Source organism: Shewanella sp. MM_2022_3 (genome assembly GCF_022557375.1).
Taxonomy (GTDB): Bacteria; Pseudomonadota; Gammaproteobacteria; order Enterobacterales; family Shewanellaceae; genus Shewanella; species Shewanella xiamenensis.
This window is the reverse complement of sequence record NZ_JAKZGV010000020.1, coordinates 1-24,759: the sequence shown is the minus strand read 5'-3', so window position 1 is coordinate 24,759 and position 24,759 is coordinate 1. Positions and strand designations below refer to the sequence as shown.

Below are 24,759 nucleotides of genomic sequence, written 5' to 3'. Positions count from 1 at the left end.
AGTTGAGCGTGTAACAGTAGATTAAGGGGACAAGCATTAGCTTATCCCCTTATGACTCAATAACAGCCTATTGATTTAATTTTTAATGCAAAATCACCACTTTGCTGCGCACCAATCACTAGCCCAATACTTGTGAGACGGCTCAAATCAATCTCAGCACGCTCAATCGGCTTGCCACGGCACTGGGGATGAAACGCCGTAAAGGGGATTTCAATACGTTGCCAGTGAATAATACTGCCACCATTAACGCCAAAAGACTGATGCTTAGCATCAGGCATCGGTGCTTGATAAACCGTACTCTGCGGCGTGTCGGCATCTTTGAGATTCACTTTGTAGTGCTTGCTTCTATCACGGTCGAGTTCGAGATAAATCCCAGTGAATTCACTCACATTTTTGGGTTCAAACTCACAGCGCACCGAGGCAAACCCGCCACCATTGGCGAGTGACACATGGCCGCTAAACATCCCATAGCCTAACGGAGAGATGGTGAGCTTACTGCGTGACAAACCGCCCATCACAGTATCATTAACGCCATACCAAGACTTTGCCGCATTTAACTCTTTAAAATCGAAAAGGATCATAACTACTCCCATAAAAAAAGCAGCCACCGAAGTGACTGCTCCTATGATACTTTCTTCTACACTAACAACAGCACACTTTATCCAAGTTTAGCTTTGTTTTCAGCGGCTTCACAAGCAGCAGCGGTAAAAATCACGTCCGTAGAGCTATTCAGTGCCGTTTCGGCTGCATCTTGGATCACGCCGATAATAAAACCAACAGCAACCACTTGCATCGCCACATCGTTAGAAATGCCAAACAAGCTACAAGCAAGCGGAATAAGCAATAACGAACCACCCGCCACACCAGATGCACCACAGGCAGAAATCGCAGCTACCACGCTAAGCAGCAAGGCAGTCAGCAGATCAACTTGAATCCCCAAAGTATGTGCCGCTGCTAAAGTCAGTACGGTAATCGTAATCGCAGCGCCGCCCATATTGATGGTTGCCCCTAACGGGATAGAGACTGAATAAGTATCTTCGTGCAGATTTAACTTTTCACACAATGCCATATTCACTGGAATATTGGCCGCACTTGAGCGGGTGAAAAATGCCGTCACACCACTCTCACGCAGACAGCGGATCACAAGTGGATAGGGATTACGTTTGATTTTAACGTAAACAATCAGCGGGTTAATAATTAAGGCGATAATAGCCATCGCACCGAGCAATACGGCTAATAACTGAGCGTAGCCCGCAATTGCCGCAAAACCGGTTTCAGCAAATGTGGCAGCAACTAGACCGAAAATACCAATAGGCGCTAACCGAATGATAAAATGCACCATTTGCGAAATACCATGGCTCACATCCGCAAACACTTGTTTGGTTGAATCACTCGAATGATGTAAGGCTAAGCCAAGACCCACACCCCAAGCCAAAATACCAATATAGTTCCCCGTCATCAGGGCATTCACGGGGTTATCAACCAGTTTAAACAACAGGGTGTTAATCACCTCACCAATTCCCTGTGGCGGACTGGTGCCTTCAACACCCGCAACTAACACCAGATTAGTCGGGAACATCATACTTAAAATCACAGCGGTTAATGCAGCAGCAAAGGTACCCAATAAGTACAACACCACGATTGGGCGCATATTCGTTTGAGTATTTTTCTTTTGATTCGCAATGGAGGATGCCACGAGAATAAAGACTAGAATAGGCGCTATCGCTTTTAATGCACCAACAAATAAACTACCTAAAAAAGCGACTTGTTTGGCCCATTCATGTGAAAAACTGGCTAAAGCGACACCAGCGATAATCCCGACGAGAATTTGCAGCACCAAACTGCTATTAGCCAACTTGGCTAAAAAAGATGATTCTTGTTTCATTACTTAACCTATCGTTATTATATTTCGGCTGAGTTTCCCCATCCCACACCTTCAAAATTGAGGCCAATAAGGTTTTATAGGATGTGATGGAACTTGTCTAGCTTTGCAGGGAAATAAGCGAATTAAATTACCCAGTCCCTGCAAAACCCTTACAAAAATCCAACACGCTCTAATTTGACCGCTTAGCCGCTAAATCAGCCCCCCGTAGCATGGCTTCCACAAGCTCATGGGCATCAAACTTAGTCAGCGCCTCATTTGCCCCTACTTGATGGGCTTGGCTGACGCTGATTTCGCTGGACAACGAGGTATGGAGAATAATATAAGCATTAGCCAACAGTGGATTATCTCGGACTTCAAATGCCAGTTCATAGCCATCGAGCCCCGGCATTTCGATGTCACTAACTAAAATATCAATCGGGTGACGCTCAGCAGCCGCCTGCTCCATAATAGAGAGCGCTTCTCTTCCATCAGGGGTCACGAAATAGGGAATATTAATACTATCGAGCGCATCGGAAAGTTGCTTGCGGGCCACCTTAGAATCATCGACCAACAGAATCCGCATGGGTTTTAACTTCTCCCGCTGCACATCCGTTAGGATTGCTCGATTGGCCTCAGGTGCATCGGGGAACACCTTAGACAGTAACAGCTCCACGTCAAGTAACTGCACTAACTGGTTATCGTAGCGCGTCACCCCAGTTAAAAAGGCATTTCTCCCTAAATTTGCCGATGGCGCTTCAATGTCACGCCAATTGCACTCAATAATCTTATCAATGGCGCGCACTAAAAAGCCGATAATCATGCGCTGGCAATCAGTAATGATGATATAGCAATGTTTACGTTCGTCATCACTGATTGGCCGATAACCAATGGCAGCCGCCATATCCACGACCGGGATGGTATGACCACGAATGGTCGCGGCACCCATGATTGTCGGATGAGATTGAGGAATTTTACTCAGCGGCGTGTAAGGCACTAATTCACGAATTTTGAGCGTGCCTAAGGCAAATACCTGATGTTGAGATAACCGAAAAAGGAGTAGCCCTTGTGACTGATTTGCCTTACTTTTCATGATAAAACTAAGCGCTCACTCAAATTAAACTGCCAGTATATTAACCTTAACATGCCTTAAAAGTGATGACTAAGGTCAAATGTGATCAAATCAGCCAATTACTTTATCTTTGGAACAATCTTCCCTTCTCAAGGACTAATCCTGCAAAGCATAGAGCACATCGAAGGCAAACTGATCCCACCCCTCAGCGCTAAAAGCAATGTCGCGAATGCTGCGCACTTGGCTAACGGCATGCAACGGCGCAGCACCATTAACCATGAGGTAATAAGCCATAATGAGCCCGGTACGATCTTTTCCCGAACGGCAATGGATTAACACGGGTAAATCATCGGCTTCACATTGTTGAATAAAGGCTAGCGCTCTAGGTAATTGGGCGACACAAATGGCGATATCCCCTTCCTGTGGCGGCACGTTTCTGGAAAACGGGATACATTCATAACGCAAACCATGGTGCTGAAAACTACCGGGCTCGCAGCCTTCTCCGCCATTAACGGATAACACGGCGCGGATCCCCGATGCTTTAAGCTCTGCTAAATCCCAAGGGTCCTTATTAGGGCCACTGCGGCCCGCGATTTTACCTTCAACTAACCAAAATAAATGCTGCATACTGCCTCTACCAAACCAATTCGAAACAACCTGAAGATATGCTAAGCATAACTCACACCTGAGGAATTAAGACTTTTTACCCCAAAACTCAACATTCGCCACGGGTAACTGTTTACGCTTTTTCTTGCCAGAGCCTTCGGGCTTGGCCTGAGGTTTTTCCTGCGCTAACACATCCAGCGGTATTTCAGCATTGGCTTCAAATCCGGGGATTTGTTCACGCACTAGTTTGATTTTGTTTTTCTTTTCAATCACACCAAAGTGGTGATATTCCTCATGGGAAATTAAAGTCACCGCGAGGCCCGCCTCGCCCGCACGACCGCTACGACCAATACGGTGCATATAATCGGCTGGACTTCTTGGTAAATCAAAGTTAATCACGACGGGGAGTTTATCAATATCAATACCACGGGCTGCGATATCAGTCGCAATTAGCACACTAATGTCACCATTTTTAAACCCATCAAGGACGCGAGTCCGCGCACCTTGAGCTTTATCGCCATGGAAGACTTCGGCGCTAATTCCCCGTTTTGACAACTTTTGCGCGAGGTGGTTACAGGTATTTTTAGCACTGACAAAAATTAACGCCTGTGACCATTGATGCTGTTTAATCAAATGGGCCAATAACGCTGTTTTTTGCTCGCGGTTAACGGTTATCACACGCTGCACAATGGTGCTTTCTTGCTCACTTTGCAGATGAAACTCAAGCGGTTGATGGAGTAATTGGGTCGTTAGCGCGCGCACTTCTTCGGGGAATGTCGCCGAAAACAGTAAGGTTTGTTTTTTGGCAGGGAGCGCCTCAAGCACTTGATTTAATTCATCAGTAAACCCAAGGCTTAACATGCGGTCCGCTTCATCCAGCACTAAGGCCGAGACGCGATTTAACTTAAGCGCATTGCTGGCTAATAAATCCAGTAAACGCCCAGGAGTTGCGACCAACACATCGGCGCCAGCGCGTAAGCTTTGCATTTGCAGATTGACAGACACACCACCAAAGGCCGCGACTATCTTAAGTTGGCCATTGAAGTGGGATGCATAGGATAAAAAGCTGTCGGCGACTTGTTGCGCCAATTCGCGGGTAGGTACGAGCACCAAACACCGCACTTGGCCTGCTGACTTATCAGCACTTTTTGCTTCACTCAATCGCTGCAATAACGGCACTGCAAAAGCAGCGGTTTTTCCAGAACCTGTATTCGCCCCTGCTAACACGTCCTGTCCACTGAGTACGGCAGGAATGGTAGCCGCTTGTATCGGAGTGGGAAAAACATAACCCAGCTCAGAGAGTCGATTACATAAGGGGGCAATAATGCCAAGTTCGGCAAAGCTGGCAACGGCGGAAGAAGCTTGGGTCATAAAAAATTACATGGCTCATCAATAACAAATATGACCGCTATTCTAACGTAAAATGCGCGCCCTTGCTTGTCGATTCCAGCATTAACAGTTGCTGTTTCATCGTAAGTCCATAGGCATAACCCGTTAATTGACCATTTTTACCAATGATACGGTGACAGGGCACAATAATCGCGATGGGGTTGGCACCATTAGCCGCGCCAACTGCCCGAACGGCTTTGGGTTTTGCGATACGCTGGGCGATCTCGCCATAACTGCAACTCTGGCCATAACCGACCTGCACCAAGGCCTGCCACACCTGCTGCTGAAATTCGGTTCCTTTGGGCGCTAAGCTTAAGTGGAACTGGGTTAGCTTACCGCGAAAATAATCCAGAAGCTGCGCCTTTGCCTGATCAATATGACTTTTAGCCCGCACCAGTTCGTCATCACTTGCGACCTTTAGGGGGATCTCGGTACGACTCGACCCGACGACCGTTAAATGGCTCAATCCGTAGGCATTGGCATTAAGTTGTAGTACTCCCACAGGGGTACTTAAAATATCGACAGCGCAGGGCTGATAATCTTTGGCCGTTGGGGCGCTAATCAGTTGCGATAAATTCGGGCTCATAGTGGTTCTCGTCAACGGCTTTAGTACAGTGTTTTCGTACTGTGTTTCAAATAGTGGCTCTCATATAGAGCCTCGGTACTGAATCAATAAACATGGCCTGAAATGTCCTATGCATTGGACCACAGCAGGAAGGTCAAATAACTCCCCCAAGGGGCGATATCTGCACTTATCCGCTCAACAATCGCTGAATAATCCAGTTGTTTTTGCGCTTCAGTATCTAACCCTGTCTGCTCACCCATCGTCGCCAGTAATTGCTTTTTCACAATTAAATCCGTGTGCAGGAAGATATTTGGATCGCCAAGCCCACGTAATTTGGCATAGGCAATGGTCCAGGGGCCAATGCCTTTTACCCTAATCCACTCATCGGCTGTGGCTTCTGGGTGTTCACAGATAAACGCAGCAAGCGCATTGAGCGCCAGTTTGCGCGCGCCAGGCATTTTAAGCTCATCGAGGCATGCATGACGGATCAGCTGCGGTGTAGGGAACAAGCGATACTCTTGCCCGTTTAAGCTAAAACGTTCGCCATAGGCTTCGACCAATAAATTGAGTAACTTAGTGGCCTGCACTACGCTCACCTGCTGACCTAAAACGGCTCGGCAACCCGCCTCAAATAAAGATCCTGCTCCCGGGATCCTAAGACCTGATTTAGGGATTAACTTAAGATCGGTCAAACGCTGTAGGTTGTGCTCAATCAGCTGCATATCTGCATCGAGATCTAAAATGCGCCGCACTTGGGTGATGAGTTTTTGTAGGCCGGCCAAGGGCGAGTCGGGTGTTAATGTCAGTGTGATTTTAAAGCGATGCAAATGTGCCTCATGGGCGATACGCACCACTGCGCAGATATCCTCAAGTTGCAAGGTGCGACCATACTCAAGTGTATCTTGGGACATCATGTCGTTGGAGTCATGATTTGCCCCCTCACTAAACCACTCCATTCCCGCCACGGCGCGCAGGCGATAAAAGGCTAACTGCGCCGGCCAATCGAGCGACGGTCGGTAATACTGATATAGACTCAAACTGTGCGCTGGCATCTCCTGCGGACTAGCCTTATTAGTTCTCTCCTCTTCCTCTAACTTGGCAGTCGACTTCAGACTGGATTTTCTTAACTGTGTGGGCGTTAATTGCAGAGTCTGTTGAAATGCCTCGTTGAAACGGCGAATACTGTTAAAGCCTGCGGCAAGCGCAACCTGAGTGATGGGCAGCTGCGTCTGATGCAACAACTGTTTTGCGAACATTAACTGACGATAGAGTGCAAATTGCTTAGGCGAAGTGCCAAATCCAGAGGTAAATAACTTATTTAGATAACGGCTGCTGATCCCCAGTTTGTCCGCCAAGGCCTCGACCGTTAATCCATGCTCACCCGATAAGGCGCCAGCTTCAATCAAACCTATAGCTCTGTCTAGGGTTGTGCCTGTCCCTTTCCACGGATTAGAGCCTGGTGCACTGTCTGGGCGGCAACGTAGGCAAGGCCTCAGCCCCGCCTGTGCGGCTTTAATGGCCGAGTCGAAATAACGTACGTTTTCTTCTTTAGGTGCAACGGCAGGGCACACCGTTCGGCAGTAAATGCCCGTACTTAACACGCCCACAAAGAACTTACCGTCAAAACGTGGATCACGGCTGATGCGAGCCTCGCGGCAAATCGTCGCGGATAAGTAGCACTCTTGCAAATCGTTTACTACCGGCACGACTAGTGGTTTAGTGGTTGGTTTTGGACTCACTGCTATCAGCTTCATTTGGCTATCCGACAATCTTATTCACAATTTTGTACTTGTCGGTTACTGTACGTCACCCTATGCTAGCACACTCGCGGAAAACGGAACTGGATCATCGCGTGCTTTTAAAGTGCAAGATCCTATATGCTAGACACCTCGACGTTTTTCCCCATTTACTTTTCTCAATAAAATAGAGTCAATTCATGTTTAAACGATTTGAATCTTGGGTGGAAGCCCTACCGGATGGCGAACCAACCAAGCCTCCCACGGGGGTGTATGCGTTTTGCCGTCACTACACTAAGGGTTATGAATTACCGCTGATATTAATGTCAGTGCTGACGGCCTTCATCGCTATGCTCGAAGTTTCACTCTTTGGCTTTATGGGACAATTAGTCGATTGGTTAGTGAAAAAAAGCCCAGAGACGCTCTATCAGGATGAAGGTTCAACGCTGATATTAATGGGTGTAATGGTCCTAGTGGTGATGCCATTGTTAGTGCTATTTCATGCACTGATCATGCATCAAACCTTGCTGGGCAATTATCCCATGTCGATCCGCTGGCTTGCGCACCGCTATCTGCTCAAGCAAAGCGTCTCCTTCTATCAGAATGACTTTGCTGGCCGTATTGCCACTAAGGTGATGCAAACCTCCCTTGCGGTGCGTGAAACCGTAATGAAGTTGCTCGATGTACTGGTATACATTTTAGTGTACTTCACCTCCATGCTGGTGATGGTGGCCAGTGCCGATGTGCGCCTAGTGGTCCCGATGCTGATTTGGCTAGCGCTCTATATTGGTCTGCAATGGTACTTTGTGCCGCGGCTTAAAACGGTCTCAACCGAACAGGCCGATGCCCGCTCGACAATGACGGGCCGAATTGTCGACAGTTACACCAATATCACCACGGTAAAACTGTTTGCCCATACGGATAAAGAAGCCGATTACGCTAAAGCGAGTATGCGCAGTTTCCTCGATACCGTTTATCGCCAAATGCGCCTTGTCACGGGGATCAGCGTCAGCGTACAAATCATTAACTACTTACTCGCGTTCAGCATTGCCGCCGTATCAATCACGCTCTGGAGTGACAATGCTATCTCGGTGGGTGCAATTGCAATTGCAGTGAGTTTAGCGCTGCGCCTCAATGGGATGTCGCAGTGGATCATGTGGGAAATCAGTTCATTATTTGAAAATATTGGTACAGTCACCGATGGGATGAACACCCTTTCCAAGACGACACTCATTCAAGACTCGCCAGATGCAAACACCTTAGTAGTGGAACAAGGTCGGATCGATTTTAATCAGGTGAGCTTTCATTATGGTGAAAATACTGGCGTAATCGACAAACTCAACCTCACGATCAAAGCGGGCGAAAAAGTCGGTCTAGTTGGCCGCTCGGGCGCGGGTAAGTCTACCTTAGTCAATCTGTTAATGCGCTTTTACGATGTTGAGAAAGGCCAAATTTGTATCGATGGACAAGACATTAAGTCCGTCAAACAGGATTCGCTACGTTCACAGATTGGTATGGTCACCCAAGACACATCCCTACTGCACCGCACGATTCGTGAAAATATTCTGTACGGCAATCCAGGGGCGAGCGAAATCCAACTCGAACATGCGATTAAACAAGCTCAGGCCCATGATTTTATTAATGAACTAACCGACCCTAATGGCAATCATGGTTTAGATGCACAAGTCGGTGAACGCGGCGTGAAACTCTCTGGCGGACAAAGACAACGTATCGCGATTGCTAGGGTGCTATTAAAAAATGCCCCTATTTTACTGCTCGATGAGGCCACTTCTGCCTTGGACTCTGAAGTTGAAGCTGCGATTCAAGAAAGCTTGTACGAATTGATGCAGGGCAAAACCGTAATTGCAATCGCCCATCGATTATCGACTATTGCCGCAATGGATAGATTAATCGTGCTCGATCAAGGTCGGATTGTTGAACAAGGAACCCATCAAGAGCTGATTGCTGCTGGCGGTATCTATGCCCAGTTATGGGCTCACCAAACTGGCGGATTTTTAGGGGTTGAATAGTGTCGAGTTGTAACTTAATGAACTGATTTTAAAGGCGACATTAAGTCGCCTTTTTATTTTGTTCTGCCCCGTCCTAAATAGCGTTGACACCTTAAACCAATTGTATTGAATATCTGTTCATTCAGCGGGAATTCAACGCGCTTTAGACAAGGCGAAGGCTTGAAGGCATAGTGGTGCTCTGTCGAAAGCCTTAAACGCAGTATAAAGCGCGTTGCCATAAAGTGAACATCAGCCGCCCTTTGGGAGCCACCCAGGCATCCCACTCCGATGTTGTATTGACTTAAAAGGGAATGACCATTTCTGCGTCAATGCGCCTTGGATTGAAATGCCTGTGAGGCTCTGAACTGATTAAATATTTAATGTGATTGGTTTACATACTAACAGCGAGACATCGTTCCAAGACTTTATCCCAATATGCAGCAAGCAAGTCTAAACCCAATAGAAACAGAGGAAACCAATAAACGTTGTGGCTTGTGGCTTGTGGCTTGTGGCTTGTGGCTTGTGGCTTGTGGCTTGTGGCTTGTGGCTTGTGGCTTGTGGCTTGTGGCACGATAAAATAATAGATACAAAAAAACCATCTTTCGATGGTTTATTGTCTTCAACTAACGTTAGCGATTAACCTTAGTTAAGGTGGTATCCCCTAGGGGATTCGAACCCCTGTTACCGCCGTGAAAGGGCGGTGTCCTAGGCCTCTAGACGAAGGGGACACAAGGACTTATGTTTTTCCTCATAACTGAGGTCTTGCGATTTATCTCAAACAACTCGTTAGTCATTTGTGATGCACTCTATCTTATTAGGGATAGAGTGGTATCCCCTAGGGGATTCGAACCCCTGTTACCGCCGTGAAAGGGCGGTGTCCTAGGCCTCTAGACGAAGGGGACACAAGGACATATTAATTTGACAACTATTATGACTAACAGTGCTCTCGCTTAATATGGCGAAATTGGTGGAGCTAGACGGGATCGAACCGTCGACCTCTTGCATGCCATGCAAGCGCTCTCCCAGCTGAGCTATAGCCCCAAACTCTTTCGACAAAACTGAAACTCAGTATATCGCAGAAATTTAGATTTGTTCTTACCAGACAACTCGTTAGCTATTTGGTAGGAGCACTATGCCGTAAAACATAGTGGTATCCCCTAGGGGATTCGAACCCCTGTTACCGCCGTGAAAGGGCGGTGTCCTAGGCCTCTAGACGAAGGGGACACAAGGACATATTAATTTGAATTTCGTTAAAAACTCTCGCTTAATATCGGCGGTAAGTTTGGTGGAGCTAGACGGGATCGAACCGTCGACCTCTTGCATGCCATGCAAGCGCTCTCCCAGCTGAGCTATAGCCCCAAACTTATTAAACCACATTTAAGTGCACTACAAGCATTTGCTCGTCTGTGCCTCAACTGCGAGGCGCATTCTATGCAGCGCACCTAAATGTGTCAACTCGTTTTTTAGGAATTTATTCTATCTGCTACAAATTCAATCGCTTTGGATATTCTTTGCTCAGAGCGTGCCTTTCCTATTAAGAATAAGGTGATATCTAAGCCTGGAGACTGCCCTGCTCCGGTCACAGCGACACGTAATGGCATCCCCACTTTACCCATACCTACTTCTAATTCCGCAGCGGTGGCTTCAATCGCTTGGTGGATACCTTCAACGGTCCATTCCGTTAATGCCGCTAGCTTTTGTTGCACTAATTGTAATGGCTCAAGCGCCACACCACGTAAATGCTTTTTCGCCTGCTCGGCATCGAACTCTGCAAAATCCTCATAGAAGTAACGGCTAGATGCAGCTAACTCTTTTAACGTTTTGGCACGTTCAGCTAATGCTGTCACTACAGCTGATAAAGCTGGACCATTTGAGGTATCAATCTTTTGATCGTCCATATGCCACTGTAAGTGGGAAGCCACATATTCAGGATCAAGCGTCTTAATATAGTGTTGGTTTAACCAAACCAGTTTTTCGGTATTAAAGGCTGAAGGGGCTTTGTTAATATCATCTAACTTAAAGTACTGCTTCATTTCCTCTAAAGAGAATACTTCTTGGTCGCCATGTGACCAACCTAAACGTACTAAATAGTTAAGCAGTGCTTCAGGCAGATAACCATCATCACGGTATTGCATCACGCTTACCGCACCATGGCGCTTAGACAGCTTGGCACCATCATCCCCTAAGATCATCGATACGTGGGCGTATTCAGGAATAGGTGCACCCAATGCTTTAAGGATGTTGATTTGGCGTGGCGTGTTGTTGATATGGTCTTCACCACGCACTACACAGGTAATCCCCATATCCCAATCGTCTACCACTACACAGAAGTTATAGGTAGGTACACCATCGGTACGAGCAATGATCAGATCATCTAACGCGTCGTTTGAGAATTCGATACGGCCACGAACATGGTCATCAAATACGACTGAACCACCGATAGGGTTTTTAAAACGTACAACAAAAGGCTCATCAGTATCACGCGCCGGCAAGTCACGGCAGCAACCATCGTATTTTTGTGCTTCGCCATTTGCCGCTTGTGCTTCTCTTAACGCATCGATACGTTCACGCGAGCAATAACATTTATAGGCTGTGCCCTGCTCTAACATTTGCGCGATGATTTCGTTATAACGATCAAAACGCTTAGTTTGATAGTACGGGCCCTCATCCCACGTCAGACCTAACCAGTTCATGCCCTCTAAAATGGCATCACAAGCGGCCTGAGTAGAACGCTCAATATCCGTATCTTCGATACGTAAAACAAACTCACCGTTATTGGCACGGGCTTGTAACCAAGAATAAAGTGCAGTACGGGCACCGCCCACGTGCAAAAAGCCTGTTGGGCTAGGGGCAAAACGCGTCTTAGTTGTCATAGTGGGACACTAACCTATATAAAGTCGTCTAGATAAAGACAATCACGATAAAAAGTGGGCTTATTCTAGCAGCCTAAGTCTGCGCTGCAAATGGAACATAACCGCTGATAATACAGATAACACAAAAGTCGATGTATTAATTCGATATAGATATCGCTAGCTGACCAATCATAATAGAAACTAAACGCGCTCACTCACCTCGACTCAGGATCATAAATGTATACCAACGCTGTTGAACTCATGCCCTATAACCGACCTAAAAATCCATCGTCTCGTCGATATAGAAAACCTGATAAAGTTTAGTGGTTATTTGTGCGGTAATATTCACTATGGGCTGATATACAAAGCTTGCTTAAATCACTCAATCTTAAATTGCCCAATAAAGTAACACTTTAAATGAGCCCGTGATTAACATTAAGTCAATGCGAACAAAAATAGCGCGACCAATGCTTTTTTCATTAAAAAGCGTTGACACCCGATCGAACCTCCCTATAATACGGCTCCACACAGCAGAGGTCGCTTAGCTCAGCTGGGAGAGCACCTCCCTTACAAGGAGGGGGTCACTGGTTCGATCCCAGTAGCGACCACCATGTGTTAAATGCAAATTTAATCATGGTTTACATGTTGTTATATACCCGGGTCGCTTAGCTCAGCCGGGAGAGCACCTCCCTTACAAGGAGGGGGTCACTGGTTCGATCCCAGTAGCGACCACCATATAACCTCACTGTGTAGTCATTCCCAGGTCGCTTAGCTCAGCTGGGAGAGCACCTCCCTTACAAGGAGGGGGTCACTGGTTCGATCCCAGTAGCGACCACCATATTTGTGAATGACATAAAAATTTGTATTGAAAGAATTCCGGTCGCTTAGCTCAGCCGGGAGAGCACCTCCCTTACAAGGAGGGGGTCACTGGTTCGATCCCAGTAGCGACCACCATATTCTTCATTACTGATTTACCCCGGGTCGCTTAGCTCAGCCGGGAGAGCACCTCCCTTACAAGGAGGGGGTCACTGGTTCGATCCCAGTAGCGACCACCATATTCTGCACTACTGATTTACCCCGGGTCGCTTAGCTCAGCCGGGAGAGCACCTCCCTTACAAGGAGGGGGTCACTGGTTCGATCCCAGTAGCGACCACCATATTTACCTCAAAAACTTTACCGCCTTAGTATCTCAACTATGCTTGTTCTAAATCAGCATGACGTTAATTGAGTCCATTACCTAGCATTTACCCTGATTTTGGCTAAAACGCGCTGATCCATTGTCTTGAGCTATTTGGAGATCAGCACTATGGCTAGCGTCAGTCAATCCGCATCCCTCACCAATATCGCCGCTTATCTTAAACATACTCATGCCTGTGACGAGCAAACTGCCTTAAGAGAAGCCCGTGAGGTCATGCAAAACCTTGTGAGTATGCGCCAAAAAGGGTTTATTACTGGCTGGTATTTCGATGAACGTGGACACTTGGAGTTACTCCCAAGTGATGAGATCTTAAAAAGAATAGGCGAAGATCACGGCTGACCGTCACTGTGCTTTATTTTATCCATGTCACCTCCCCCTACTCCACAGTCATTTTTCAAACCGTTTTTGATCTAAAAGCAACTTATTTTGCTCAGTTAACCATCAAGCTAAAAACCTCAGCTCATATCTCACAAAATGCAGTTTGGGTGGATTTCCACCCATAGGCAAAATCAACGTGAGCGAGATCTCACCCACAAAACTAAAAGTGTGACAAACGTCAAATGAACTACACTTTATTAACCAAACACTTACAGAATCCATCGTAAGTTGGCGTGGTATTTGCCTTTATTAAGACAGACCTCAGGGAAATCAAGGCTGTATTCCTACTCACACTTGGTAACAAACTAACCAAGGCTGAGGACAAATCCTAACAACAGAAAAAGGAACTCAAAATGACATTGAATCAACAAACTGGATTGACCCGTCCACTCAAAACCTTAGTCAAAATGCTCGCCGTTGCCTCCGTATTCGCAACCAGCTTTAACGTATTTGCAGAACCGATTGAAATTAAGTTTTCGCACGTTGTGGCAGAAAATACGCCCAAAGGCCAAATGGCACTGAAGTTTAAAGAACTCGTTGAGCAACGTTTACCGGGTGAATACAAGGTCAGTGTATTTCCTAACTCACAGTTATTTGGGGATAACAACGAGTTAGCAGCACTATTGCTAAACGATGTGCAATTTGTAGCACCTTCACTCTCAAAATTTGAACGTTACACCAAACGCTTACAAGTTTTCGACTTGCCTTTCCTGTTCAATGACATGGATGCAGTAAACCGTTTCCAACAGGGTGAAGCTGGTCAAGCACTACTCAACTCAATGAGCCGCAAAGGGATTGTGGGTTTAGGCTATTTACACAATGGTATGAAGCAGTTTTCTGCTAACGCACCACTCAAGCAACCTTCCGATGCTAAAGGCTTAAAATTCCGTGTAATGGCATCTGACGTATTAGCCGCACAGTTTGATGCAGTTGGCGCTATCCCCGTGAAAAAACCATTCTCTGAAGTGTTCACCCTGCTACAAACCCGCGCAATCGACGGTCAAGAAAACACTTGGTCTAACACTTACTCACAAAAATTCTATGAAGTTCAAAGCCATATTACAGAAAGTAACCATGGCGTATTGGATTACATGGTCGTGACCTCTGATGCCTTCTGGAAAAGCTTACCTGCGGATAAACGTAAAGTGATCAAAGAAGCATTAGACGAATCTATCGCTTTAGGTAACAAGATCGCTGCAGAAAAAGATAACGAAGACAAGCAATTAATCCTTGATTCAAAACGTTCTCAATTGGTGACCTTAACCCCAGCAGAACGTCAACAATGGGTTGATGTGATGAAACCAGTATGGGCTAAGTTTGAAGACCAAGTCGGTAAAGATGTGATTGAAGCCGCTGTTGCTGCAAATAAATAATAATGAAATAAGCCGCTTAATCTCATTTTGAGGTTAAGCGGTATTTAAGCGAGGGGAGTACAGCTGTGATATCGCGAATTTTTGGTTACTTTGAAGAAGGGGTGCTCAATCTCTTGATCACCTTAATGACACTCTTAGTGTTTACAGAGGTAGTGGCACGATTTTTCTTCAATACCGGTTTCTTATGGATCCAAGAACTCACCTTAACCCTGTGTGGTTGGTTTGTACTCTTTGGTATGTCCTATGGGGTGAAAGTCGGCGCTCACATCGGTGTTGATGCGTTTGTAAAAAATCTACCACCTAAAGCTAAAAAGCTCACATCTCTAGTGACAGCATTGATTTGCTTGGCTTATTGCGGACTATTTCTAAAAGGTAGCTGGCAATATCTGTCGCAGATGTACCAAATTGGCGTTCCGATGGAAGATATTCATTTCCCTAAGTTTTTGTTAAACAGCTTAGATCCTGACTTTGCTTGGAACACATTAAAAATTGATATTGAAGACGGCGCTGTGCCAATTTGGTTATCCCAAAGCATTCTATTGATTGGTTTTAGCATGTTGACTTGGCGTTTCTTAGAACTGTTTATCGCTATCCTGCGCAACCAAGTCTCTGGGTTCCAATTTGCCGATGAAGCGAAAGAAAGCATGCATTTAATTGATGAAGCTGCTCAGCACGCACAACAAGAAACAGACAATAAGGAAGCGAAGTAATGGCCATTGCGACCCTCTTTACTGCCCTACTCGTCTGTATGTTTTTAGGTATGCCTATCGCAATTGCGTTAGGTTTCTCGAGCATGCTGACGATTTTATTCTTTTCCAACGATTCCCTCGCCTCTGTGGCATTAAAACTTTATGAGTCATCGTCAGAGCACTATACCCTGCTGGCGATCCCTTTCTTTATTCTGTCCTCGGCTTTCTTATCAACCGGTGGTGTGGCAAGGCGGATCATCGACTTTGCAATGGATAGTATCGGCCATATCCGTGGCGGTTTAGCCATGGCCTCTGTGATGGCCTGTATGTTATTTGCCGCGGTTTCAGGTTCTTCCCCAGCGACAGTAGCCGCGATTGGCTCAATTGTTATCGTTGGCATGGTAAAAGCAGGTTATCCCGAAAAATTTGCTTCAGGGGTAATTACCACCTCTGGCACTTTAGGGATTTTGATCCCACCTTCAATCGTGATGCTAGTATATGCAGCGGCGACAGAAGTCTCTGCGGCTAAAATGTTCATGGCGGGTTTAATCCCAGGCTTAATGATGGGTTTCCTACTGATGATAGTGATTTATATCGTCGCCCGTTTTAAGAATCTGCCATCACGTCCCTTCCCTGGCTTTAAGCAACTGGGAATTTCCAGTGCCAAAGCCTTAGGCGGTCTGGCGCTGATCTTTATCGTGTTAGGTTCAATCTACGGTGGTGTAGCCAGCCCAACTGAAGCCTCTGCCGTGGCCTGTATGTATGCTTACCTTATTGCGGTATTTGGATATCGTGATATTGGTCCATTGAAAAATGTTGCATGGCGTAACCCTAATGAAGCCATCCCAAGCGCGATCGCTCGTAACTTAGGTCATATGGTGCTGGGGCTGATAAAAACCCCAATCGACAAAGAAATTCGCCATGTGGTGCGTGATGGTGCCAAGGTCAGCATCATGCTGCTGTTTATTATTGCCAACGCCATGTTGTTTGCACACGTGCTCACCACTGAACGTATCCCGCATATTATTGCCGAGTATATTGTGGGGATGGGGCTACCCGCTTGGGGCTTCTTAATCATTGTTAACTTACTGCTGTTAGCGGCGGGTAACTTTATGGAGCCATCAGCGATCGTGTTAATTATGGCACCAATTCTATTTCCGATTGCCACTCAACTCGGTATTGATCCTATCCACTTAGGCATCATTATGGTGGTCAACATGGAGATTGGTATGCTAACGCCGCCTGTTGGGCTTAACCTTTTTGTGACTGCGGGGATCACTGGCCGCAGCATTGGTTGGGTGATCCAATCCGTACTGCCATGGTTAGCACTGATGTTGGCCTTCCTGGCGCTGATCACCTACGTGCCACAAATCTCGCTATTCTTGCCAGAATTACTGGATAAGCTTAATGGATATTAATCTTCAGGAATAAAGATTATTCCTTGATTCTAGATAGTTTTTAAGCGAGCCTACTCAGGCTCGCTTTGTTTTATTCAGTGTGGATCAGGATCGCCTGCTATGTTGCCCATGACGCCTAAAGCCAAAAAACGTCTATTCATGACCATAGTGCTACTTGCGGGTTTGTTTGCCATCTTAAAATTAACGTACTGGGTGCATTTTTATCAGGGAAAAATAGACATCCAACAACAATCTGAGAAACAACTCAAAGAGCTAGTCAGCTTCTTAGATGGCGCCCTGTCACGTTATGAAAGCATCCCTCATGTACTCTCAACCAATCCCATGCTCGCCAATGTGCTCAACGATCAACAAAATGCCAAGAAGGTGCAAGAGCTCAACCTGTATTTAGAGGAAATTCAGCATGTGACAGAGGCGTCTGATATTTATCTTATCGATGCCCTCGGCATTGCAGTCGCAGCCAGCAACTGGCAACAGCCATTTTCATTTATCGGCAAAGACTACTCCTTCAGACCCTATTACACCGATGCGATTTCGGGCAATTTAGGCCGCTACTATGCGGTGGGCACTAGCTCGGATAAACGCGGTTTTTACTTTTCTTATCCTATTTATCAGCAAGGCGGAAAAGGCATTCTGGGTGCCATTATTGTGAAAGTGGATATCGCCGATATTGAACAGCAAAGCACCAGTATTGCAATGGCTGGCCAATACCAATTTTTAATCAGCGATCCCGACGATATCGTGTTTATTTCAAGTGTGGATGAATGGCGCTTAACCTCACTCACACCACTGACTCAGGCCAAACAATATGCCTTAAATGCCTCAAAGCGTTACGCCGAACGCCCGATAGGTGAACTATTAATAAAACCGCAATATCAAGAAAATAGCCTCAGCAGCGGCCATATCTACCAAATCCGCCAAGGCAATAATCAAGCGCAATATATGGATACCCACCATTTGATGACTAAAGCGGGTTGGCGAGTACATATTCTTGCACCATTAAAACCGCTACATGACTCTTTACCCGCACTGATGCTGCTATCGGCATCTATCTACTTGCTGCTTGCCTTAGGTTTACTCTTTAGCAGCGAGCGGCGCCGTAACTTGCAGCGTATGCAATTAGCACAAAGTTTGTTAGAGCAACGGGTCGAGGAGCGTACCCAAGATCTGCAGCAGGCAAATGATCGTCTAAAAGATACCCAAGATGAACTGATCCAAGCCGCTAAGCTGACCGTGATTGGTAGTTTATCCGCCAGTATCAATCATGAGCTTAATCAGCCCTTAGCGGCCCTTCGCAGCTACGCGCAAAATACTCAAACTTTCCTTGCCCGCAATATGCAAGATAAGGCACTGGATAACCTGAAAATTATTATTGAGCTGACCGACCGCTTAGCCGATATTGTTGGGCAATTTAAAAGCTTTACCCGTAAGAGCAAAGGTGCGGATAGTGCCACCGATCTTAAGGGCTGTATAAAACAAGCTCTGACCATAGTGCAGCCCGAAATCGACAAACAAGGGGTTGAACTCGATGTATTGCTACCTGAAGGCCAATATCAGGTTTGGGGCGACAAAGTGCGCTTGCAGCAAGTGTTTGTCAATATTATCAGCAATGCGATAGTTGCCATGCAGCAATCTCCAAAACGTACACTGAGTATTAGGGTAAACTGTCAGGACAAGTTCTGTATCAGTATTCAAGATTCAGGCCCTGGAGTACGCGAAAGCCAAATGGAGAAAATTTTTGAGCCTTATTTTACCACTAGCGAGCGTACAGGACTTGGCCTAGGTTTATCCATTTCCCAGCGCATTATTGAGTCTATGCAGGGGCAGATTAATGTTGCCAATGCCGAGGACGGCGGCGCCATTTTCCACATTATTTTACCGATTTATTTAGCTGAGGAACGCCAGTCATCATGAGTCTTCCCAATTCAATTCAAGACTATAGCGTACTGATCATCGACGATGAGCCCCATATTGGCACAGTCCTAGTACAACTGTTTGAGCTTGAAGGCATCAAAGCCTTCGCCACCACCGATCCTAAAGGCATTGCTAAACTCCTTGATAGAGACTGGACAGGTGTGGTGATTTCAGATGTGAATATGCCGCAACTCGATGGCATCAGCCTAATGCAGCAAATTCGCCAGCAAGATCCCGATTTACCCGTCGTGCTACTCACTGGCTTTGGCGATATAGCTATGGCAGTCAATGCGTTAAAGCAAGGTGCCTACGATTTTCTCGAAAAACCCTTTAACAACGAGCATATGTTAGATGTGGTGAAACGTGCCTTGGATAAACGCAGCCTCACCCTCGAAAACCGCAAGTTAAAGAAAGAGTTAGAAAGCCATAACGTGCCAGGGCCGAGAATATTAGGCCACAGCGTCGGCATTTTGCGTATGCGCCATATTATCGACCAAGTTATCGACACCCCCGCAGATGTGCTTATTGAAGGTGAAACTGGCACGGGTAAAGAATTGGTCGCCCGCTATCTGCATGACCACAGTAGTCGCAATCAAGCCAACTTTGTCGCTATTAACTGCGGCGCTATTCCTGAAAATTTAATTGAGAGCGAACTCTTTGGTGCCGAAGCCGGCGCGTTTACCGGCGTCGATAAGCTACGGATAGGTAAGTTTGAGTACGCTAATGGCGGCACACTCTTTTTAGATGAAATCGAAAGTACACCGCTGTCGTTACAAGTCAAACTGCTGCGGGTGCTCGAAGATCGCAAGGTCGAACGCCTAGGCTCCAATAAAAGCATTCATTTGGACATTCGGGTGATTGCCGCCACTAAAGTGGATTTAAAGTCCCTATGTGACACAGGGGAATTCCGCCAAGACTTGCTTTATCGCTTGAATCTGGTGACTGTGCCAATTCCACCACTCAGGGATCGCCGCGAAGATATCCCTTTATTGTTCTTACATTTTGCTCGTATGGCATCAGCGCGCTACCACAAGGCCTTGATTGCCCTCAATGCCGAGCAAAATGCCATCCTTACCTCCCACGATTGGCCGGGTAATGTGCGCGAACTTAGAAACCTCGCTGAGCGTTATGTGTTACTCGGTGGTGAAGCCGCCTTCGCTGGCAGTTTAGGTAATGCACCGAGTCTGCATACCAGTATGTCCTTACTGCAACGGGTTGAGTTTTTTGAGCGTGTCTTGATTGAAGAGGCCTTAAGTCATAACAAGGGCAGTATTAAGCAAACCATGGAACAACTCGAACTGCCCCGCAAAACCTTGTACGACAAGATGCGTAAGTACGATTTAGACCGCAAGCAATATATCAACGCCGACGAATAAGCTTGTCGGTGCCAATAAAAACCCCGCAAACCGGTTCACGGCTGCGGGGTTTGCTTTATCTAAGGAACTTCAAACTCGGATTACAATGCTAATGTTTCAAAAACGCATATTGCAAAAGTGAGTCATTACTCATCCCGCACGCACATGCCTTTTGATGATTTCACATAAGGCGCAAGAATAGGCATCATCCCTTTCATCACTTGTAATGGCAGCGCCGAGGTAAAACTAAAATCATCGGACTTACTGCCCGGTACAAAGGCAGTTAAGGTGCCGAAGTAGTTATCACCTAAGTAAAACACAAAAGTCGCAGTACGGTTCATCGCTGTGGTAGCGACTTTTCGGCCCTGCTGCATCTGGGTCACAATACGGTTATCGCCCGTACCCGTTTTACCGCCAATGGCCAGCATCTCGCCGTTATCATCGGTAAAGATGCCCTTAAGACGTCGTGCAGTGCCGTTTTGAACGACATTTGCCAACGCCGCCTTTAACGCCTGGGCGACTTCATGACGCATCACTCGTTCGCCTTGGGTATTTTGGTTTTCGAGCCGTACTTCATAGGGCGTACCTTCAGCAAAGTGCAATTGATTAATCCGCACCGTCGGTAAACGATAACCATCGTTTTGAATAATCCCCATTAATTCCGCTAAAGCAGCAGGTCTGTCGCCCGAGCTACCGAGCGCCGAACCTAAAGAAGGCACCATAGATTCAAAGGGATAGCCTAAACGCGCCCAACGCTGATGAATATCAAGGAAAGCTTCGACCTCCAGCATTACTTGTACTCGCACATCCCTTGCGTTTTTGTGCCGAGTTCTAAACAGCCAGCGATAGACTTCCTGACGCTCATCTTTACTGGCCTCTTTCACATCGTTGAGGTTAGCTTCAGGATGTTGATTCAAATAATCGAGTACCCAGAGTTCAAGCGGATGCACCCGCGCGATATAACCTTGATCTGGGAGGTTATATTTTTCGGGGCCGTACTTGTTATATAGCTCTTTGATGCGCTTATCGGTGTAACTATTTTGTGGTAGCCGCACCTGTAAAAAGGCCTTAAAGGCGGCGATAGACTCATTAGGCTGCAAATAACGATAAGCCGCAGTGAGTTGTTGTTCAGCTTGGGTTTGACCATCGAAAAACAGTTCTAAACGCTCATTGGGTGCCACTTTCTTATATTTACGGTAGAACTTAGTCACGAAGGTATTGCCTTCACGATCAGCAAATACCCGCAGATATTCCTCTCGGCGAGGATCCTTATCATTGCGCAGTAAGCGCGCCATATTGCCTTCGTTTTGCATGCTGCTGCTGTAGTTGACAATGTCACGCATCAAACGAACAAAGGGCAAATTAATTGAGTCCTGCAACGCTTGATACATGGTCGGAACCTTAAGATCTTCTGTTTTCTTAAAGTTATTAAATACATGCAAACCACCGCCGGTGAAGAACTGCTCATTAGGTGAGGCGGAATATTCCCGTTGCAGCGCAGCATCGAGCATACGATCAAGGCGCCTATCGGGATTGACAATCAAATAGTCAATCGCCCAGCGCGTGAGATGATCGCGAGGTTCAATCACAATCGACTCCAACTCAATGCCGTGTTTTTTCGAATACTTATCGTGAATTTCAGCAATGATCTCAAGGTAAGTCGCGAGCACCCTAAGCTTTGCCGTCGATCCGAGCTCCAACTTACTACCTTCGTTAATATCGAAAGGTTGGTCAGTACTGTCTGTTTGTACCCGTACACGATTGGCCGTGGCGGTTTTTTCATACAGCGTAAAACTGTAGAGTACGTTTTGCAGTTGGCTAGGTTCGAGTAAACGCTCACCTAAAAGTCCGACTTTTTCAGCCGTTGAAGTTTGCCCAAGGCTGCGTAAGTAGTTACTTACTTGCTGTTGTAACTCACTGTGTAGACTACTATTCACGGTTAAATCGAGTCGGTCCAAATCATATAAGCCGACATTCAACATACCCGCGGTACGAATACGGATAGTGTTAACGCCCTTGTCTGCGCCCGATTGGATATTACGCTGAGGTTTAGCGACTTTAAACTGTAATTTTTGTCCTAGTGCGGCATCCCTGAGTTTACGGTCGATCAGATAATATTGGCCGAGTAAACGGATATGGCTATCAACTAGATTCTCTAAATCTTCATGTCCCTGTAATAGGTAATAGGAAGGACGACGCTGAGCAATCATCAGTGCTACCACCTGGCGAAATACTTGGCCACGTTTGGCTGTATTAGCTTTAATTTGGGGTGAAGACAACAGCTGGTTTGCTGTATCGAAATCTGTACCAAACCAAGCCCATAGGCCGTCACCTATGCCATGCACTTCACCGTGGTTAGGGGCTGAGGATAAAGGCACTGTGTTTAAGTAATCTTGGATGATACGTTTACGGGCAGGTTCAGTGATTTCTCCCTGTTGGTACACTCGCACTGTTGCTGAGGCTATTTGTAGCAATTTATCCTTGATACTTAAAGTTAATCCCTGAGAAGAATGGCGGAACTTCTCAATTTGCGTCGCCAGTGTACTGCCACCCGCTGTTGAGACATTCATCCCCACCATTTCAGCGATTTGGCTCATCCCCGCCACAATAAAACGTGGCCAATCAATCACCGGATTTAGTTTTGGCTCTGTGGTCCACAACTCGCGGTTTTCAATAAACAGCAAAGTATTGACGATTTCATTCGGGATTTTATCGTCATCCTGATACACACGTTTTGGATAAGTGAACTCGTAGAGATCGGTATTGCGACAGTCAAGCAAAGTCAAACCCGATTGTGCTTTCTCATGGTAAGGCGGGAAAAAGCCTATCTGGGCGTATTCCTGCAACGCAGGAGAAAACTCAACCTGCTGTGTCACTTGGAAATTACGTTGCAATAAGCGATCAATATATTGTGGCAACTTACTGTAGCCATGACGCTCATCGAAGGGGCCATAACTTGGATAGATAATCGACTGAGTAGGCTCGTTTTTCAGCTCATAGGTCAGAGTTTTAGCGTATTGGTGAATATACTTAGACTGGTAATAAGAGGTTTTGACCTCCTGACCAATCAAAATCGCTAAACAAAAAACAAGAATAAATAATAGAAACCAAGCACGCCCTTTAGATCTAGGCTTACGCTCACGCTTTGCCTTAGGCTCGGGTTGTGGCGGACGAGGACGATAGTTTTCAAATTGCATTTCTTGCGTAGAATTAGGCAAAACGGCTCCAAAAAATCACTTAACACATCCTTTCTACGTGGGATTTTTCCCAACTTATGCTTAATACATCAACATGAAGTACAACGGCAAAACTCACACTTATGCTTATCTGAGTGTATCGCCGCGATACATTCTTATTACCTTGCTCGAACAAGATCTAACTGCTCTTGGATGATGGATTATATGTGTTATATCTCACCATATTTTAATGACTTGGCAGCAAGCCTCAAAGTGGTTAGCACAAAAATTCTTATATTTTGGTTAAGTGCTAACCGAGCTTAGGTTAATCCCAAATAAACTCACGAAAATGTTTACGGCATACCGATTCGTAACTTTCATTACCGCCAATTGCGACCTGCTCACCTTCGCGCATGACTTTTCCTTCACCATCTAGCCGCACCACCATATTCGCTTTGCGACCACAGTGACAAATGGTTTTTAGCTCAATTAATTTATCTGCCCAAGCTAATAAATAATGACTACCACTAAAAAGCTCACCTTGAAAGTCAGTCCTCAATCCATAGCACAATACAGGGATATCTATATTATCAACAATATATGTAAGTTGTTTGACTTGTTCTTTAGTTAAAAACTGGCATTCGTCTACCAACACACAACTCAGATGATTCACTTGATGGGCAGCGGTAATCATTTCAATCAAGTTGTCATCACGGCTAAAAACCTGCGCCTCGGTCTCAATACCAATCCGCGAAGCTACTTTGCCCTTACCGTATCGATCATCGATAGAAGCCGTCATCACTAACGTATTCATACCGCGCTCACGGTAGTTATAGGAAGATTGTAATAAAGAGGTAGATTTACCCGCATTCATTGCTGAATAGTAAAAGTACAATTGCGCCAAAATGAATCCCTTTTTCAAACTGATTGATCATATCTCTGTCACCAGAGTTTATGCCGCTTAGTTTAGCATTGCGCTTGACCCTAGCACACTAGGCCTTTCTCAGCTTTTATACTGAAATCTCAATCTAAATATCTAGAATGGATATTTTAGTGATTTCATGGTCAATCAACTTTGAAAATCATTGTTCGTATTTCTGTTCAACGCTCAACATATGGAAACAGATAAAGCCATAAAAGCGCAATTGTTACAACAACCTTAATTTAACCT

General features: G+C 46.0%; 17 protein-coding genes and 11 tRNA genes. 13 read left to right on the top strand and 15 right to left on the bottom strand.

The features are described 5' to 3' along the window. Window positions 1–56: 56 nt before the first annotated feature. The 7 genes from MMG82_RS12000 to MMG82_RS11970 all read right to left on the bottom strand — a co-directional run bounded on the left by MMG82_RS12000 (window position 57) and on the right by MMG82_RS11970 (window position 7,247). Window positions 57–581 carry a CIA30 family protein gene (locus MMG82_RS12000; protein ID WP_037428213.1) on the bottom strand — a complete coding sequence of 175 codons (525 nt, stop codon included), beginning with the start codon at window positions 579–581 and terminating at the stop codon, window positions 57–59. 77 nt (window positions 582–658) lie between these two features. Further along, a complete protein-coding gene (sstT, locus tag MMG82_RS11995) occupies window positions 659–1,885 on the bottom strand; it encodes a serine/threonine transporter SstT (protein ID WP_037420273.1) in 1,227 nt (408 codons plus the stop codon). Between the two features lie 169 nt (window positions 1,886–2,054). Further along, window positions 2,055–2,954 carry a chemotaxis protein CheV gene (locus MMG82_RS11990; protein WP_047537289.1) on the bottom strand — a complete coding sequence of 300 codons (900 nt, stop codon included), beginning with the start codon at window positions 2,952–2,954 and terminating at the stop codon, window positions 2,055–2,057. Window positions 2,955–3,089: 135 nt separating this feature from the next. After that, window positions 3,090–3,560, bottom strand: a complete 471-nt coding sequence (locus MMG82_RS11985; protein ID WP_037420279.1) for a dual specificity protein phosphatase family protein — start codon at window positions 3,558–3,560, stop codon at window positions 3,090–3,092. 66 nt (window positions 3,561–3,626) lie between these two features. Further along, window positions 3,627–4,910 (bottom strand): DEAD/DEAH box helicase, encoded by a 1,284-nt coding sequence (locus MMG82_RS11980; protein WP_241406887.1) that lies wholly within the window; start codon window positions 4,908–4,910, stop codon window positions 3,627–3,629. Window positions 4,911–4,947: 37 nt separating this feature from the next. Beyond that, window positions 4,948–5,514 (bottom strand): methylated-DNA--[protein]-cysteine S-methyltransferase, encoded by a 567-nt coding sequence (locus MMG82_RS11975; protein WP_047537294.1) that lies wholly within the window; start codon window positions 5,512–5,514, stop codon window positions 4,948–4,950. 107 nt (window positions 5,515–5,621) lie between these two features. Next, a complete protein-coding gene (locus MMG82_RS11970; protein WP_173944677.1) occupies window positions 5,622–7,247 on the bottom strand; it encodes an AlkA N-terminal domain-containing protein in 1,626 nt (541 codons plus the stop codon). Window positions 7,248–7,429: 182 nt separating this feature from the next. On the opposite strand from MMG82_RS11970, the gene MMG82_RS11965 reads away from it, so the two are divergent. Then, window positions 7,430–9,259 (top strand): ABC transporter ATP-binding protein, encoded by a 1,830-nt coding sequence (locus tag MMG82_RS11965; RefSeq protein WP_173944676.1) that lies wholly within the window; start codon window positions 7,430–7,432, stop codon window positions 9,257–9,259. A gap of 631 nt (window positions 9,260–9,890) precedes the next feature. Here MMG82_RS11965 and MMG82_RS11960 read toward each other — a convergent pair. The 6 genes from MMG82_RS11960 to gltX all read right to left on the bottom strand — a co-directional run bounded on the left by MMG82_RS11960 (window position 9,891) and on the right by gltX (window position 12,111). Then, window positions 9,891–9,966: transfer RNA gene (locus tag MMG82_RS11960), tRNA-Glu, on the bottom strand. A gap of 98 nt (window positions 9,967–10,064) precedes the next feature. After that, window positions 10,065–10,140, bottom strand: a tRNA-Glu gene (locus MMG82_RS11955). 63 nt (window positions 10,141–10,203) lie between these two features. Further along, a tRNA-Ala gene (locus MMG82_RS11950) sits at window positions 10,204–10,279 on the bottom strand. A 107-nt stretch (window positions 10,280–10,386) separates the two neighbouring features. Continuing rightward, a tRNA-Glu gene (locus MMG82_RS11945) sits at window positions 10,387–10,462 on the bottom strand. Window positions 10,463–10,521: 59 nt separating this feature from the next. Next, window positions 10,522–10,597: transfer RNA gene (locus MMG82_RS11940), tRNA-Ala, on the bottom strand. Between the two features lie 104 nt (window positions 10,598–10,701). Then, on the bottom strand, window positions 10,702–12,111 hold the full coding sequence (gltX, locus tag MMG82_RS11935; protein ID WP_037420556.1) for a glutamate--tRNA ligase: 1,410 nt from the start codon (window positions 12,109–12,111) through the stop codon (window positions 10,702–10,704). Window positions 12,112–12,625: 514 nt separating this feature from the next. Between gltX and MMG82_RS11930 the strand changes: the two genes are divergently transcribed. The 12 genes from MMG82_RS11930 to MMG82_RS11875 all read left to right on the top strand — a co-directional run bounded on the left by MMG82_RS11930 (window position 12,626) and on the right by MMG82_RS11875 (window position 20,433). Further along, window positions 12,626–12,701, top strand: a tRNA-Val gene (locus tag MMG82_RS11930). A 48-nt stretch (window positions 12,702–12,749) separates the two neighbouring features. Further along, window positions 12,750–12,825: transfer RNA gene (locus tag MMG82_RS11925), tRNA-Val, on the top strand. A gap of 27 nt (window positions 12,826–12,852) precedes the next feature. Continuing rightward, a tRNA-Val gene (locus MMG82_RS11920) sits at window positions 12,853–12,928 on the top strand. 40 nt (window positions 12,929–12,968) lie between these two features. After that, window positions 12,969–13,044 (top strand) — tRNA-Val (locus tag MMG82_RS11915). A 25-nt stretch (window positions 13,045–13,069) separates the two neighbouring features. After that, window positions 13,070–13,145: transfer RNA gene (locus MMG82_RS11910), tRNA-Val, on the top strand. Between the two features lie 25 nt (window positions 13,146–13,170). Next, a tRNA-Val gene (locus MMG82_RS11905) sits at window positions 13,171–13,246 on the top strand. A 150-nt stretch (window positions 13,247–13,396) separates the two neighbouring features. Next, window positions 13,397–13,627, top strand: coding sequence for a hypothetical protein (locus MMG82_RS11900; protein WP_011073026.1), 231 nt, complete (start codon window positions 13,397–13,399; stop codon window positions 13,625–13,627). Window positions 13,628–14,019: 392 nt separating this feature from the next. Then, entirely contained in the window at window positions 14,020–15,039 is a 1,020-nt protein-coding gene (locus MMG82_RS11895) for a TRAP transporter substrate-binding protein (protein ID WP_037420553.1), read from the top strand. Between the two features lie 65 nt (window positions 15,040–15,104). Next, complete coding sequence (locus MMG82_RS11890; RefSeq protein ID WP_037420550.1) at window positions 15,105–15,749, top strand: TRAP transporter small permease; 645 nt, start codon at window positions 15,105–15,107, stop codon at window positions 15,747–15,749. After that, complete coding sequence (locus MMG82_RS11885; RefSeq protein WP_037420547.1) at window positions 15,749–17,146, top strand: TRAP transporter large permease subunit; 1,398 nt, start codon at window positions 15,749–15,751, stop codon at window positions 17,144–17,146. Before MMG82_RS11890 ends, MMG82_RS11885 begins: the two co-directional genes overlap by 1 nt. 99 nt (window positions 17,147–17,245) lie before the next feature. After that, window positions 17,246–19,057, top strand: coding sequence for an ATP-binding protein (locus tag MMG82_RS11880; RefSeq protein WP_241406886.1), 1,812 nt, complete (start codon window positions 17,246–17,248; stop codon window positions 19,055–19,057). Next, on the top strand, window positions 19,054–20,433 hold the full coding sequence (locus MMG82_RS11875; RefSeq protein ID WP_037420542.1) for a sigma-54 dependent transcriptional regulator: 1,380 nt from the start codon (window positions 19,054–19,056) through the stop codon (window positions 20,431–20,433). Before MMG82_RS11880 ends, MMG82_RS11875 begins: the two co-directional genes overlap by 4 nt. A gap of 125 nt (window positions 20,434–20,558) precedes the next feature. On the opposite strand, the gene MMG82_RS11870 is transcribed toward MMG82_RS11875, so the two are convergent. Both MMG82_RS11870 and MMG82_RS11865 read right to left on the bottom strand, forming a co-directional pair. Further along, complete coding sequence (locus MMG82_RS11870; RefSeq protein WP_241406885.1) at window positions 20,559–23,630, bottom strand: transglycosylase domain-containing protein; 3,072 nt, start codon at window positions 23,628–23,630, stop codon at window positions 20,559–20,561. Between the two features lie 283 nt (window positions 23,631–23,913). Continuing rightward, complete coding sequence (locus MMG82_RS11865; protein WP_037420539.1) at window positions 23,914–24,492, bottom strand: thymidine kinase; 579 nt, start codon at window positions 24,490–24,492, stop codon at window positions 23,914–23,916. Between the last annotated feature and the right edge of the window lie 267 nt (window positions 24,493–24,759).